Below are 14,349 nucleotides of genomic sequence, written 5' to 3'. Positions count from 1 at the left end.
CTGAAGATAAGGCGCGTATTGCCGTCCTCGAATCGCCTGATGATCGGGCCCTTCATCCTGTTCGACCATTTCGGCCCCGCTATGTTCGACGCAGGTCACGGTTTCGATATGGGACCGCATCCGCATATCGGCGTTGCGGCCGTGACCTACCTGATCGATGGCGAGATCGTCCATCGCGACAATTTGGGTAAAGTGCAGACCATCCGTCCTGGCGAGGCCAACTGGATGACGGCCGGGTCGGGCATCGTCCATTCCGAGCGCACGCCACCGGACGTTCTCCGACATGGTCTATGCCGAAATTGTGCTCACGAGCGGTGCGCGCTACCAGGTGAAACCCGAACACCGTGAGCGTGCGATCTACATCCTCGCCGGTGAGGTTGGAATTGTCGGCCAGCTCGGTACGTTTCATGAGGCCGAATTAGTAGCTCTGGCGCCCGGCGCTGAGATTGTGCTCCAGGCGCCTGCCTTCCATGCGGCGAGACTGATGCTGATAGGAGGTGAGCCCCTGGCCGAGCCACGTCATATCTTTTGGAACTTCGTCTCCTCTTCAGCCGAACGGATCGAGCAGGCAAAGGCGGATTGGCGCGAACGCCGCTTCCCCGGCGTGCCGGGAGAGCACGAGCTCATGCCTCTGCCAGATGGCAGCGTGTGAGGGATAAGGCAGCGGATGGTGACCTCAGCGCCGCGACAGCTTTACGCCGGGTGGCGCAGGCAGACCACTACGACATCAAGTAGAGATCGTTCATCGTTTCCTCATCGAGCAAACCGTCGAACCAGACGTCGAAGATTGTCTCGAGCAGGAACTCGTCGTTGCTTGCTTCGGAAAACAGCGTGAGGGACGCGTGCAACTTCTTCGCATCAACCTCACCGAAGACAGCGCGAGCGCTCAGGCCGGAGAGCCGCTGCAGGGTGCCAACGCATTCCCGATAACGGCCTCCAAGGATCGGAAATGAGAGATAGGCGCTGGCTTCGTCGAGCGATGTGATTGCATATGGCTCAGGCGCAGTACCGCTTCGCCTGGTGGCCAACCTTGGGAAGATGAACTCCATATAGGGAGTGCACATCATCCCTCGACGTAGAATGGCCAGCGCGTCGTCGTAGACCGGATCCTGTGCGCTGACGAACCTCTGCAAATCATACTCGTCAGGCATTTGGATATATCCTTGGGAAACCCTCAACATTGGTGCCCTGACTAGCCGTCGACGACATCAGCATAGTCCGGGTGCTTGGCGAAAAAGCGGCTCATGAAGGGACATTTCAAGATCGCTTTACGGCCGGTTTTGCGGAGCAGTTCGAAGGTCCCTTGGGCCAATCGCGACGCGATCCCTTGTCCGGAAAATTCCGACGGGACTTCGGTGTGTATCAGCGCGACCATCCCGCCCTCGAGCCGATAATAGGCCGCCGCAAACATATCGCCGGCGATCGGCAGCTCGAAACGGCGCTGTTGGACGTTTTCAACGACTTGTGCATCCATCTCCATCTCTCGATTGTATGTCACGTCTGTCACCGGAGGGAGATTGGTCGGCCGCTATCGCATCGCCGGCAATCGCAGGGTGACGGTCGTGCCTGCCCCGAGCGTGCTCTGAAGGGCGATGCTTCCGCCTGACTGCTCGACAAAGCGCTTCACCATCGGCAAACCGACGCCGCCGAGGCCTTCGCTTTTGGTGGTGAAGAACGGATCGAAGGCGCAGACCATCGTCTCGCTGGTCATCCCGACACCGTTGTCCGCGACACGGATATCTACCTGACCGGCGGTAGAGCTTTCAGAGGCCAAGCCGGCATCGATCGAGATGAAACCGCCGTCAGGCATTGCATCGCGCGCGTTGAACAGAAGATTCAGAACCGCATTTTGCAATCCAAAGCGGTCGCATCTCACCAAAGGCAGGTCGGACCCAACCCGAAGCTCAAGACCGAAATTGGCATCCAAGGCGCTCCGCACGAGGGTTTCGATCTCAGCCAGGCAAGCACCTATGTTTGTGCATTCGATTTCCGCGTGGCTCTCTCGGGCCAGGCTGATGGTTTGCCGGACAAGGTCCCCAGCCCGTTCCAAAGCCGTTTTGGCGCCGGCAATTACAGGCCCAAGCGCCGGAGCCGCTTGGATGCTCGGATCGCGGGCCAGGTGGTTCAACGCCGACGACGCGACCTGAATGAGATTGCCCAGGTCATGGACGATGCCGGCCGTCGACATTTGCACGGACATACTACTTCCAAGACCATCGGGCGGGCCGTCGAAGACATCTTCTTTTATGTCCGGACGAAACATTTCATAACCCCGTTGGCTCAGTCGACACCCATTTGCTTCAATACGCTATAATTTACGGCATTTATTGTCAATTATATCTAAGACGCCTCCGATACATACTTCTGTATATCCAAACGATAGACCAAGCTCTATTGATAGCCGATCCCGCTGATGTAGTTGGCAAGCAGCCGTTCCTGCAGTTCCTCTTGTTTGAAAAGCGCCTTCATCGCATCACGGATATCGAGGACGCCTAGCGGTTTCGAGTCAGCCCCTAGCACCGGCACATTCTGAAGGCCTTGCGCGGCCATGGTCTGCCAGACTGAATGAAGGTCGTCATCGGGACCACAGGACACGATGGACGTGCTCATCAATGCCGCAATCGGCGCTTCTGTTGGCCCTGAATTCGCCAGATGGCGGACAAGGTCGGACTTGCTCAGCACGCCTGCCGCCTCCCCACTGCCGTGGCACACCACGACCAGGCCTATTGCGGGCCCGGAAAGTGAGAGTGCTGCACTGCGGAGTGGAGCGTCGACATCAATCACCATGAGACGGGCCGATATTACTGGATGCAGACTGTCAATGCGCATGACGCCCTCCTGAGAGCGCCTCGCGGCCGCGGCCGGGAGGCTGAGATCGGTTCCAGTGTTGGTCGCCGAGCTCGGCGCCTTCGCCTGGCCGGTCAGAATGGCGCGCAAACAAGCGCCATTCTGACCCGTTCCAAAGATTAGCTCAGTGCTGCTTTGCTCAGGCCAAACTTCGCATCCCCCGAGCCCGGGACGGGTTTGAAGCCGATGTTCAGACGGTTCCAAGAATTGACCGCCATGACAACGAAGGTCAGATCGGAAATTTCCTTCTCGGAAAGCTGTGACCTGACCCGATCGTAGATCTCGTCGGGGACACCCTGCTCGGGCAGCTTGGTCAAGACTTCCGTCCATGCCAGGGCTGCACGCTCGCGAGGAACGAACAAGGTCGAATCCCGCCAGGCTGCCAGGTGGTAAAGGCGCAGTTCGCGCTCGCCATGAATCTTCGCCTGTTTGACGTGCATATCAAGGCAGAAGGTGCACCCGTTCACCTGCGCGGCTCGGACTGCAACAAGGTCGCGGATCGGTTCTTCGATCGACCCCTCTCGCGTCGCACCAAGAAATTCAATAAATTTCTTCAGAAGTTCCGGCGACTGCTCGGCATAACTCGCGCGTTGGGCGACGGCTTTTCCTTTCGGAGCGACCGGTGACGCTGCAATATTCATTACTTATCTCCTTGAGGTGTTTGCAATCCATTGCAGCGTAAGGATGACCGGTGAGACGAACTGTTGCTATCGTGCCGATGATATGTATTGCCACTCGATTGGGTTGGGGCGCCTAAACCGAAGTATAGGAGGTGGAAATTGGCACCTGACCGCTGCCCTCGGCAATTCGCTTTGGCGCAGGCATGCGACGGGCGCACGGCGTTTGGGTCACTTGAAGGGCGAGGCTGAACCGACCGGTGTCGATAGAACCTGGATCGAAACTGCGTTCACTCTTCGAAGGGAGCGTTCATCACAAGATCAACTGCCGAAGTCGCCTTGTAGCCTGAAACAAAGCGCTCGCCGAAGTCCCGGGCAAAGTTGTCGTAGGTGGTTTCGGGCCTGATCTCGGCGATATGGCAAAAGCATCGCGTCATCCGCCGCTTCATCCCGAGGCGCGGAAATTCGCCAACGATCTTTGCAATCTCGGCTGACGAAACGAGGCTGTATTGCAAGCCGACGACATCGAGGCAGATGCCGGCTGTGCAAAGCGCCACCTCAGCCTCCTTGTAGAGGCCGATTGACGGCGTCGAGTTGAGGGCGACGCTGTCCCAGATCAATTGGGCGCGCCGCTCGTCGAAGCCGCCCTCCCGAACGAAGGTGCGGGCAAGATCGGCGCCTTCCACTTCGAAACGGCGCGGCCCGGCGAAGTCCTCATTGAGCGTGACGTCATGCAACAGGGTTGCAACGGCAACAACCTCCGCGTCGTGCTGGATATTCTGAATCTGTCCGATCCGGGCCGCGAAAAGCCAGGATCGGACCACGTGGTTGAACAGGTAGGGTTCACATCGCTGGCGGGCATGTTCGATCGCTCGGCCAACAAGCGGAGTATCGGGGACCAAAATCCCCGCAAGTGTGCGGATGGCGATCGAATTCATGTCACTGACCGTCCCTTCGCGTACGCCCCGATGGTCCCGGGGGCTACGATTTCATTTCGCGTTCGTCGTAAGTTCCGTCTCGCTGGTGTCGACGACGAAAATAGCAAGCAGACGAGCGCCTTCCGTCTTGCTGGCGTTTTCGCTGACGGCATGACGGTCGCCAGGGAATTCCGAGAAACTCTCGCCGGCGCGATAAGTCTTCACCGGCCCGTCGTTGACCTGGCTTCGGATCGCCCCCTCCAGGACCGTGGCATAGATGAACGCGGATTTGGGATGGGTATGAGCCGGCGACGTACCCCCAGGCGCGTACTCGACGAGCACGGCTTTCATGCTCTTGCCGGGCACGTTTGGAAGAGCCTGGTCGTAGACAAGCTTTACGTTGGCGGCGTCATTGGCCATTGCTGCGGTGACGGAAGCGGAGGTGAGCGCGGCGCAGAGAAGTGTTTTGATCATGTCTGGTCTCCTTGTTGTGCGAATGGCGGGCCTATCCGATGATTACTTACTTCGGTGGTGTGTATCGGCTGAGCCAATCATCGAAACGCACGGCGCCGATGCGCGCGTTCTCGCCGGGCACCAGCGTTCGATCGTCGATTGCCACTTGGCCGTAGTAGAGCGCGCCGGGATCCGGGACGACTTTGCGCGGGTCGTTGGTGGCCTTCAGGAAGCGCTCGACAAGTTCGCTCATGCGAACACGCTCCGGGCCGGCAATTTCGATCATGCCGTTCAACGGCGCGGCAAGCGCGACGTCCGCCATCGCATCGGCAACATTATCAGCCGCCATGGGTTGGAAGTAGGCCGGCGACATATGAATGGTATCCCCGACGGCGCCCGTGTTTGCGATGGCGGCGGTGAATTCGAAGAATTGAGTGGCGTGAACGATGGTGTAGGGAATTCCGGACTCCCTGATCAGCTTTTCCTGAAGCAACTTGCCGCGGAAATAGCCCATGCCCTGCAGCCGGTCGGTACCGACGACCGACAGCGCCACGTGATGACGGACGCCGGCGGCCGTTTCGGCGGCAAAAAGATTACGCCCGGATGCCTCGAAGAACTCCAGGGCAGCCTTTTCCTCGAACGACGGCGAGTTCGCGAGGTCGACGACGACCTGCGCACCGGCAAGCGCGGCCGCCAGACCCTCTCCCGTAACGGTGTTGACGCCCGAATTCGGCGACGCCGCAAGCACGTCGTGTCCTTTGTTTCGCAGTCTCTCCACGGTCTTTGAACCGATCAGCCCGGTTCCGCCGATGACGACGATCTTCATGTCTGGTCTCCTGGTGTTGCGTGTCTATTTTTCGTTGCTCGATCGGATGCTGGGCGTTTCCGGCCTGCTACTGACTGACCGATGCAGCAGCATCCTCGATGAGTGACGTGACCTCGTCGGGATGCGAAACCATGAGCGCATGGGACGCACCCTCGATGACGACGGTCTTTACCGCATGCGCACGCTTGGCCATGAAGCTCATGACGGCTGCCGGGATGTTCCGGTCATCCGAGCCGTAGATCATGTAGGACGGCAGCGTCTTCCATGAGGCGACGCCCGAGGCTTCAGCCAGAGCCGCCTGCGCAACAGGGCGTTGAGTGGCAGCCATCAGCAAAGTCTGCTCTTGCGGAACGTCGGCGGCGAACTGGGCGCGGAACTTGGCCGGCTCGATGAAGAGGTCTTGTCCGCCGTCCGGCAACGCGACGGGAGCAAGCGCGCTCCCCAAGGTGCTGCCGGGAAACATGCTGGACAACGTAAGGCTCGATTCGCCGGTATCCGGCGCGAAACCCGCCACGTAGACCAATGCCTTCACATTGGGATTGCCATTGGCGGCCTCGGTGATGACAGGCCCGCCGTAGGAATGCCCCACCAGCACGACCGGCCCGGAAACCGACCGGACGATGGCTGAGACTGCTGTCGCATCGCTGGCAACGCCGCGGAGCGGATTAGCTGCGGCTATCGCTACATAACCGTCTTTGCTGAGCTTGGTGATGACTGCATCCCAGCTCGACGATTCCGCGAAGGCGCCGTGCACCAGCACGATCGTCGGCTTGGGCTGAGAATTCGCGGCCTGCGCCATCCCGCCGCCCGACGCGGCAAGCGCTGCGGTGAGGGCCAGGACTCGAGTTATGTTTCGCATTTGCTTTCTCCCGTGTGGCCTGTGGTGACCAATGCTCAGGAGAATGCGCCGACGCGGCCCGCCAACCTATTGTGCGGAAGGGTCTGTCATACAATGCCAAGGTGCAGGGTAGGTCACCAGGGAGATCAGGTGCCCTGCAGCATGATTGAGGTATCTATGCGGGGTGTGCATTGGCGGCGGTCGCCGGAACAGACACTGAGGGCGCGCGGCCAGAGAGTTGTGTTTGCAAGACGCCGCTGCCGCCGTGGCGAGAGCCTGGCGCGGTCGATCCGTTGAGCGCTGGTGAGCCGGCCGGATCGAACACGGCCGACAAAGCCTCCTCTCGTCAACGACATAGTTCCTGGCCTTCGGCCCGCATCGCCCAATGCCTTGGTATGGGTCAAACAGCCGGACCGGCGTTATTCGCCAGTCTATTGGCGCGACATCGCAGTCGTGGCTCAGAGCACTGCCATCCCGCCGTCGACCCGCAGATTGATGCCCGTGACGAAACTGCTCGCGTCCGAGGCAAGGAACAGGGCGGCTTTTGCCAGCTCTTCCGGCTGCCCCATCCGGCCCAGGGGTATTGCCTCCGCCATCGCCTTTTCAAACAGCCCGCGCTGCTCAAACGGTACGCCTAGCTTATCGAGAATAGCCGTATCCACCGGACCTGGGCTGAGCACGTTGACCCGGATGCCGCGAGACTTCAGTTCGATCGCCCAACCGCGCGCAAAGGCATTTATGGCCGCCTTCGAGCCCGCGTAAACAGCATGACCGTCCAGAACCTTCTCGCTGGCCAGCGAGCCTGTGAGGATGATTGCGCCGCCATTCCGCATGACCGGAATCAGCTTCTGGACGCCGAAGAAGACGCCTCGCGTATTGACGGCAAATTGCGCATCATATTCTGCCTCGGAGACGTCGGCCGAGTGCGTGATGGTGTTTATGCCGGCGTTCGCCATATAGATGTCGAGCGCCCCGAACCTCTGGCGGATCTGTTGCGCTACCTCGTCATGGTGCGACACGTCGGCCACATTTCCCTGAATGCCCAGCGCGCCTGCCCCGATCTGTGCGACCGCTTCCTCGACCGCCTGCCGCCGGCGGCCGGTAATGACGACTTGCGCGCCCTCGGCCGCAAAGATTTTTGCAGCCGATAGTCCGATCCCGCTGTTTCCGCCGGTGACCACCGCGATCTTGCCCGAGAGTGCGCCCATTTCGTTCCTGCCTTCGAAAAATAGTGCCGGTGCTGCTGCGATAGTCGCAACTGCTGGCCAAGAAAATTTCACGCCGAATTGAGACCGCCAAAATGAGCGGCAATCGCAAACGGCTACCGATTGATAAACTCCCGGCGCTTAGCCAGTTTGACGTCTTGGAGAGCGCTTTGGCCTTCAAGGCAGAACAAGCGCGCGGCGGCGACCCCCGACAGCGCGACGTAGTGTCGAACGCCGGCGATCGCCTCCGCGCTGCACAGGCGCAGTTGCCCGAGCGGCAGCCGTGGCGCAGCATATGTTTCGCGCCTCTGCCAGCGCTCCAGCTCGATGGCGCAGTGGTTCGGTTCCACAATCCGGGACATGAGCCGACAGAACCAGCATTCAGGCCACCGCTCGGCTATGCGAGCGCACAAGGTTTGACCTGGCGCGCCACCCGAAATGCGGTTCAGGGCGCGCGAAATATTGCCAAAGGTGGTCATCGGCGGCTCCAAGGAATTGCGGACAACATGCGGTCGTGACTGAGGGCGTGCTATCCTTTGATGAAGGCGAGCAGATCAGCATTGACCTGATCTTGGTGCGTGGCCGTGATCCCGTGGGGCGCGCCGGGGTAATAGATATCCTTTGCGCCTTTGATCAATCGGGCCGACTTGACTGCCGAGTCCTTGACGGGGACGATCTGATCGTCCTCGCCATGCAGGACGAGGGTTGGTACGTCGAACTTCTTGAGGTCCTCGGTAAAATCGGTCTCGGAGAACGCCTTGACGCTTTCGTACGCGTTCACGAGACCCGCCTGCATGCTCCAGAGCCAGAACTGATCCAGAGTCCCCTGGGAAACCTTGGCGCCCGGCCTGTTCGCGCCATAAAACAACGGTGCGAGGTCCCGGTAGTACTGCGAACGATCCTTGACGAGGCCAGCCCTTATGCCGTCGAATACCTCGATCGGCAGGCCTTCCGGATTGGCCGGCGTTTTCACCATGATCGGCGGAACAGCGGCGATAAGAACAGCCTTGGCCACCCGCTTCGTGCCGTGCCGTCCGATATAGCGAGCAACCTCGCCTCCTCCGGTGGAATGGCCGACCAGCGTGGCGTCCCGGAGATCCAGCGCCTCGATCACGGCTGCAAGATCGTCCGCATAGCCGTTCATGTCGTTGCCGGACGTGGCCTGGCTCGATCGGCCATGGCCGCGCCGGTCATGCGCAACGACGCGAAAGCCGTTATGGGCAAGAAAGAGCATCTGCCCGTCCCAGGCGTCGGAATTCAGCGGCCAGCCGTGCGAGAACGTGACGACAGGACCCTTGCCCCAATCCTTGTAGTAGATTTCGGTGCCATCCTTGGTCGTGATGGTGCTCATCGTCTTGGTTCCTTTGATTGAGGGGGAAGAGGGAAGGTTTTGTTTTCGGCTCGTTGCCGAAGCAGCGCGGGGCAGTCCGGCGGCAACCGTAGAGATCAGGCCTGCCAACAAGACATCGCGGCGAGATCCGCCGACGGAGAAAAGTCCGTCTTTGTTCATCATGTCCATCCATGTGCTTTGAACATCCTGCTCACCATCACGACCGTCGAGTCGGCCTGTGCGGTCGCGTTCGGGGAGGAGCGAGCGAGGAGCGGTAGAAACGCGACGGTCGTGATGGCTTGCGAGGAACAGGATGCATCGATCCGGGCCGCGAACCTATTCTACGGAAGCATCTGTCATACGATGCCAAGGTGCAGGGCAGGCACGCCGAAGATAGGGCCGGGCTAAGGCAAGCTCTTATAGACACACGTCAATTTAGGCTTGGGTAGCGGCGCGGGGACCGACGCGGCATCGCCGGCGTCAGTTGCTGATGCATGAAATGTTGCGAGTTTGTCGGTCAGACTGGCGCCGCCAAAGAGCGCCGCTCAGTGGTAACCGATGTTTGGCGCGGGCCTTGCCGCGAAACACCAACAGGACCACCGATGTACATCAGGATCACCCGCAGCAGCACGAGCGTACCAACAGGCAGGAAGGCCTGGGCGCGCTGAGAAAGCACCTGAAATGGCCGGGCGCGCCGGGCGATCCTATTGGATGGGGCATGGATCGGCTTGTGCCAAATTCTAGACCTCGCGCATCGGCGCGGGCAGCGTTTCCCACGCCCGGATCAGCTCACCGATGGAAGCGGCTTCCATCTTGCGCATGACATTGCCGCGGTGAAGCTTGACCGTCACTTCACTGATGCCGAGGTCGAAGGCGATCTGCTTGTTGAGGCGTCCGCGCGCCACTTCACGCAGGACCTCGCGCTCGCGCGGCGTCAGCGTCTCGACGCGCTCGATATTGCGCTTGACGATCACGGCATCCGCCCGCCGCTTGGCATCCACCGCAATGCCGGCGATCACAGCGTCAAGCAGCGTCTGATCCCGCACCGGTTTGGTGAGAAAGTCCACGGCGCCGGCCTTCATCGCCTGGACAGTCATCGGGATGTCGCCATGCCCGGTCAGGAAGATGATGGGTTTGGGGTTGCCGTTTTTCGCAAGATGGTGCTGCAGATCGAGACCGCTCGTCCCCGGCATGCGCACGTCGAGGATTAAGCAGCCGGGGCTCTCCAACACGTCGGCGTCAAGCAATTCACGGGTTGAGGTAAAGCACACCGGCAGGAAACCCGCCGACAGGATCAATTCAGACAGCGCCTCCCGAACAGAGGCATCATCATCGACAATAATGACCAGCGGCTGCTCGGCTTCAGCCCTTCGCTGCTGTGATGATGGCGCCGATCTCGGTAAGGGCAATTGGTCAACTCTCATGTTCAGCCTCCGTTTCTGGGTTGCGTAAAGCGTCGCCGATCGCCGCAAGCAGTGCCTGGCCATCGAACGGCTTGCGGAAAAGCCCGCCAATGCCCTTGGCGCGGTGCTGATCCACTATCTCGTGGCGGCCGGTGATCAGGAACACAGGCAGGTCCGGACGCGCCTTCTTGACCAAGTCGCGAAGTTCAAAGCCGTCCATGCCGGGCATCCCGATGTCGGTGATAAGCATGTCCAATCCAGACAGGCCGCTGACCAGCAACGCCCCCGCCGACGAGAAGCTGCGGGCCACATAGCCGGCGGACTCCAGAAGGTCCTCCAGCGACTCGAGCAGTCTTGGGTCATCGTCGACAATCGCCACGACAGGCCTCCGCTTGCTCACCCTCAGCTCCCCCCTGCCCTGCGCGAGTGCGTGATCGGTATTCCCAATCGCTCGGCGATGCGCACTAGGTCGGCGAGCGACGCCGCGACCATCTTCTGCATGACGTTCCTTCTATGAATTTCCAGCGTAACTTCGCTGATCCCCAGTTCAGCGGCGGCCTGCTTGTTGAGCAAGCCGCTGACCACCAGTGGCAGCACCTCACGTTCGCGCGGCGTCAGCTCGAGATAACGTTGCTTCAACACGCCCAGCTCGGCGCGCTCCGATCGCTGTACCCGATCCTGGGCAATCGCCGCATGGATTGCGGCCATGAGGTCTGCATCGCTGAAGGGCTTAGTCAGGAAATCCACGGCGCCGTGCTTGATCGCACGCACCGAGGACGGGATATCGCCATGTCCCGTCAGGAAAACGATCGGCGGATGATCGCCCTCGGCAATCTGCCGCTGCAGATCGAGGCCGTTAATATCCGGCAACTCGATATCGAGGATGAGGCAGGCAGAGACGTCCAGCTTGTCAGCGCGGATATAATCGCCCGCCGATCCGAACGCTACGGCACGCATGCCATGTGCGGCCAGCAGCTCACTGAGCGCCTCCCGGATGCGTTCATCGTCATCTACGATGAAGACAATTTGGCCGTCCGTCGTCATGACGCCGCTTTCGCTTCAATCGGCAACGTGAAGATAAACGTCGCTCCACGTGGTTCGTTCTTCTCGACCCATAAACGCCCGCTGTGCGACTCGATGATCGAACGGCAGATCGCCAGTCCCATGCCCATCCCTTGCTCTTTCGTGGTAAAGAACGGTTCGAATATCCGGTCGGGAAACTCGACGCCCCGGCCGCGATCTCTGACTTCGGTCTGGACAACGTCCCCGATATGGCGCACGCGGATGCTGATAACTCCGTCATCCGCACCAGAGTCCATCGCCTCCATGCCGTTGCGGATGAGATTGACCAGAACCTGCTGGATTTGGACGCGATCGAACGCGACTAGCGGAATGTCGCTTCCGACATCAACGCTGATGCGAACGCCCCGCCGCATCGCTTCCTCGGTCACGAGGTCGCGTGCCTCTGCGATGACACTGCTGAGCGTCGCATTGGTCCTCGTCTCGGTGGATTGCTTGAACAGCGCGCGAATGCGGCCGACGACGTCCGCCGCCGAATTGGCGTCCCGTATAATGCGCTCGGCCGTAATCTTCGCGCGTTCGACGTTCGGCGGGACGGCGCCCAGCCAACGGTGGCATGCATGGGAATTGGCGACGATCGCGGCCAGCGGCTGATTCACCTCGTGCGCGATCGAAGCGGAAAGCTCGGCGAGACTTGCAGCCTGAGTGGCTTGCGCGAGTTTGTCGGAGGCTTGTCGCAGCGCTTCCTGGGCGCGCACCTCTTCGTCGATGTCGAGGGAAACCCCGTACCATTGCACAACCGCCCCGTCTTCATCACGCCGCGGCTCCACCCTGCACTCCGCCCAGCGATAGCCATCTGTTTCGCGCCAGCGAAACCGCATCGCGGAACCGCCGCCTGTTTCGAAACAGCTCAGCAACGTGCGCAGCACCTCGGGAGCATCTTCGGGATGAACCAGTTCTTGCAGCAATTCCTCGATGCGCGGCTCTCCGAGTGTTTCGAAATTGGCGATGACGGCGCGGAAATGGTCCTGGTATCGCTTGTTGAAGTAGACCGGCCCGCCGGTCGGCACCGCGCTCCAAATGCGGACCGGCACAGCGTCGATCATCTGCTGAAGCCGCAATTCGCTCCGCCGCAGCGCCTCTTCGGCTTGCATCTGATCGTCTATGTCGTGACAGAGGCCGTACCACTGCGCGATCAGCCCAGCGTGATCGCGCATCGGCTCTGCCCGGCTCGACATCCAGTGATAGACGCCATCGGCGCGGCGCAGGCGATACCTCATGGAGAAGCGCTCGCCGGTGGCGAGGCAGTGACTGAGCGTATCGCCGAATGCTGCTGCGTCGTCGAGATGGACGGTGGCCGCTATCATCGCCGCCAGCCGGCCGATGCCCTGTTTGTCCAAATCCGTCACGTCAAGGCCGAGAAAGTCGACCATTCGCTTGTTGAAAAAGGTCGGCTCGCCGTCCGGCGTCAGGCGCCAAACGTGGCTCGGAACCATGTCGACAAGCTGCGAGAGCTCCCGCTCCCGGTCGCGCAATGCCTCCTGCGCGCGCACCTCATCGTCGATGTCGATGCTGGCCGTGTACCATTGCACGATCGCCCCACTCTGGTTCCGCAGCGGCTCGGCGCGGCCCTCCCTCCAGCGGTACACGCCGTCCGCGCGACGCAGGCGATACCTTATGGGATAGGGTTCGCCGGTGGCGAGCGAGCGGCTGAGCCATTCTCTCATCCTGGGTCCATCGTCGGGATGGACGGCTGCCGCGACCACGGTCGCCAGGCGGCTCGTGCCCGGCTTGTCCCAGTCCGCGATGTCGTTGAGGCCGATATAGTCTGTCGTGCGTTTGCTGAAGAAGGTTGGTTCGCCGTTGGGCGCCATACGGGCGATGTGAGCGGGGATCATTTCGACCAGCAACGAGAGTTCTCGCTCCCGCTCCCGCAAGGTCTCCACACTTTGGCGCAAAGTGAGCACCGCCGCCTGATGCTGCCTGGAAATGGCGGCCATGACGAGCGCCGAAAATGCAGAGATGGCCAGAAAAAGCTGCAGCATGATCTGGTTGTGCTTCTGGGACTCGGGATCGCCGGCAAATTGGCTGGCGCCGGATATCGTGAATACCGCCGTGATCAGAGCGAGAACGGTCAATGCTACGGCGGCGCCTCGGAACTCAAAGCGCACCGCGGCCCAAAGAAGAGGCGGCATGATGATGTAGGCGAAGGGCAGATAGCCGCTCAAGGAAAGGGCGGCGGTACCAAGAAAGATCAGCCCCAGGACGCAAGCTTCCATCCACCGCGCCGCCGAGAGCTGCGCCTTGCCGCGCCAGTTCTGGAACACGACCAGCGCCAGTGGCGCTACGATCAGGACTCCCGTCGCGTCTCCGATCCACCACAGCGGCCAAGCCGTCGCAAAGGTTTGCGATTGTATGCCAAACCACGAAAGCGCCGCACTTCCCACCGTCGCGCTTGCAACTGGCGCAACTCCAGCGGCCAGTGCGACGAATGCGAGAACGTCCCGCAACGTTTCCAGCCGAACTGGGCGCTTGCAGGTCTGGTTCACAAGCCATGCGCCGGCCACCGCTTCAAGAGCGTTGCCGGCAAAGATCAGGAAGGCCGCGGGCAGCGGAGTGTGGAACCACAAGAAGTTGCTGAACAGTTCTGCCACACAGGCCCCCAGCACCCACCACGGCCAGCTATACCTGGAGGCGAAGACAAGCGTAGCGATGAAAAGCCCGCTCGGAGGCCAAATGGAAATCCCTGTTCCAGGTATGATTGCGAGCGACTGGGCGAAGCCGCAGCCCAGGACATAGGCCGTAATAAAAAGCCCCAGATGTAAGAATTGGGGACGGTGCGACCAGACGCGCGACAACCTGCCTCTTTCAAGATCACTGATCATGTTGCCGC

At 60.7% G+C, this 14,349-nt stretch carries 18 protein-coding genes; 2 read left to right on the top strand and 16 right to left on the bottom strand.

Annotation, left to right across the window (positions count from 1 at the left end; all coding sequences use genetic code 11):
- Positions 1 to 39 precede the first annotated feature (39 nt).
- Entirely contained in the window at positions 40 to 348 is a 309-nt protein-coding gene (locus NKI70_RS02605; protein WP_352678261.1) for a pirin family protein, read from the top strand.
- A complete protein-coding gene (locus NKI70_RS02600) occupies positions 284 to 652 on the top strand; it encodes a pirin-like C-terminal cupin domain-containing protein (protein ID WP_352678258.1) in 369 nt (122 codons plus the stop codon). Before NKI70_RS02605 ends, NKI70_RS02600 begins: the two co-directional genes overlap by 65 nt.
- 67 nt (positions 653 to 719) lie before the next feature.
- Here NKI70_RS02600 and NKI70_RS02595 read toward each other — a convergent pair whose 3' ends face one another.
- The 16 genes from NKI70_RS02595 to NKI70_RS02520 form a co-directional block, all read right to left on the bottom strand.
- Complete coding sequence (locus NKI70_RS02595; RefSeq protein WP_352678255.1) at positions 720 to 1,151, bottom strand: DUF1810 domain-containing protein; 432 nt, start codon at positions 1,149 to 1,151, stop codon at positions 720 to 722.
- A gap of 41 nt (positions 1,152 to 1,192) precedes the next feature.
- The gene (locus NKI70_RS02590; protein WP_352724096.1) at positions 1,193 to 1,480 is read right to left on the bottom strand and encodes a GNAT family N-acetyltransferase; all 288 of its coding nucleotides are present in this window, start codon (positions 1,478 to 1,480) and stop codon (positions 1,193 to 1,195) included.
- Positions 1,481 to 1,528: 48 nt separating this feature from the next.
- Positions 1,529 to 2,263, bottom strand: a complete 735-nt coding sequence (locus NKI70_RS02585; protein WP_352724094.1) for a sensor histidine kinase — start codon at positions 2,261 to 2,263, stop codon at positions 1,529 to 1,531.
- Between the two features lie 128 nt (positions 2,264 to 2,391).
- Positions 2,392 to 2,829, bottom strand: a complete 438-nt coding sequence (locus NKI70_RS02580) for a CBS domain-containing protein (protein ID WP_352592502.1) — start codon at positions 2,827 to 2,829, stop codon at positions 2,392 to 2,394.
- A gap of 137 nt (positions 2,830 to 2,966) precedes the next feature.
- The gene (locus NKI70_RS02575; protein ID WP_352592499.1) at positions 2,967 to 3,488 is read right to left on the bottom strand and encodes a carboxymuconolactone decarboxylase family protein; all 522 of its coding nucleotides are present in this window, start codon (positions 3,486 to 3,488) and stop codon (positions 2,967 to 2,969) included.
- Positions 3,489 to 3,754: 266 nt separating this feature from the next.
- Positions 3,755 to 4,402 carry an HD domain-containing protein gene (locus tag NKI70_RS02570; protein ID WP_352724092.1) on the bottom strand — a complete coding sequence of 216 codons (648 nt, stop codon included), beginning with the start codon at positions 4,400 to 4,402 and terminating at the stop codon, positions 3,755 to 3,757.
- A gap of 51 nt (positions 4,403 to 4,453) precedes the next feature.
- Positions 4,454 to 4,855: a cupin domain-containing protein gene (locus NKI70_RS02565; protein WP_352455791.1), complete on the bottom strand. Its 402-nt coding sequence runs from the start codon at positions 4,853 to 4,855 to the stop codon at positions 4,454 to 4,456.
- Positions 4,856 to 4,901: 46 nt separating this feature from the next.
- The gene (locus NKI70_RS02560) at positions 4,902 to 5,660 is read right to left on the bottom strand and encodes an SDR family oxidoreductase (RefSeq protein WP_023674205.1); all 759 of its coding nucleotides are present in this window, start codon (positions 5,658 to 5,660) and stop codon (positions 4,902 to 4,904) included.
- A gap of 67 nt (positions 5,661 to 5,727) precedes the next feature.
- Entirely contained in the window at positions 5,728 to 6,519 is a 792-nt protein-coding gene (locus NKI70_RS02555; protein ID WP_023674204.1) for an alpha/beta fold hydrolase, read from the bottom strand.
- Positions 6,520 to 6,956: 437 nt separating this feature from the next.
- Positions 6,957 to 7,706 carry a glucose 1-dehydrogenase gene (locus tag NKI70_RS02550; protein ID WP_023674202.1) on the bottom strand — a complete coding sequence of 250 codons (750 nt, stop codon included), beginning with the start codon at positions 7,704 to 7,706 and terminating at the stop codon, positions 6,957 to 6,959.
- 113 nt (positions 7,707 to 7,819) lie between these two features.
- A complete protein-coding gene (locus tag NKI70_RS02545) occupies positions 7,820 to 8,182 on the bottom strand; it encodes a hypothetical protein (RefSeq protein WP_023674201.1) in 363 nt (120 codons plus the stop codon).
- Between the two features lie 50 nt (positions 8,183 to 8,232).
- A complete protein-coding gene (locus NKI70_RS02540; protein ID WP_502894826.1) occupies positions 8,233 to 9,213 on the bottom strand; it encodes an alpha/beta fold hydrolase in 981 nt (326 codons plus the stop codon).
- A 560-nt stretch (positions 9,214 to 9,773) separates the two neighbouring features.
- The gene (locus NKI70_RS02535; protein ID WP_352678711.1) at positions 9,774 to 10,457 is read right to left on the bottom strand and encodes a response regulator transcription factor; all 684 of its coding nucleotides are present in this window, start codon (positions 10,455 to 10,457) and stop codon (positions 9,774 to 9,776) included.
- Positions 10,447 to 10,836 (bottom strand): response regulator, encoded by a 390-nt coding sequence (locus NKI70_RS02530; RefSeq protein ID WP_352698299.1) that lies wholly within the window; start codon positions 10,834 to 10,836, stop codon positions 10,447 to 10,449. The genes NKI70_RS02535 and NKI70_RS02530 overlap by 11 nt, the downstream gene beginning before the upstream one ends.
- A 2-nt stretch (positions 10,837 to 10,838) precedes the next feature.
- Positions 10,839 to 11,480 carry a response regulator transcription factor gene (locus NKI70_RS02525; protein ID WP_352698297.1) on the bottom strand — a complete coding sequence of 214 codons (642 nt, stop codon included), beginning with the start codon at positions 11,478 to 11,480 and terminating at the stop codon, positions 10,839 to 10,841.
- Positions 11,477 to 14,314: a sensor histidine kinase gene (locus tag NKI70_RS02520; RefSeq protein WP_352698431.1), complete on the bottom strand. Its 2,838-nt coding sequence runs from the start codon at positions 14,312 to 14,314 to the stop codon at positions 11,477 to 11,479. Before NKI70_RS02520 ends, NKI70_RS02525 begins: the two co-directional genes overlap by 4 nt.
- Positions 14,315 to 14,349: the final 35 nt, after the last annotated feature.

This window comes from Mesorhizobium sp. M0500 (assembly GCF_040321165.1).
In the GTDB taxonomy this organism is placed as follows: Bacteria; Pseudomonadota; Alphaproteobacteria; order Rhizobiales; family Rhizobiaceae; genus Mesorhizobium.
The sequence above is the reverse complement of the archived record's forward strand: the minus strand, read 5'-3'. Positions and strand labels throughout refer to the sequence as shown.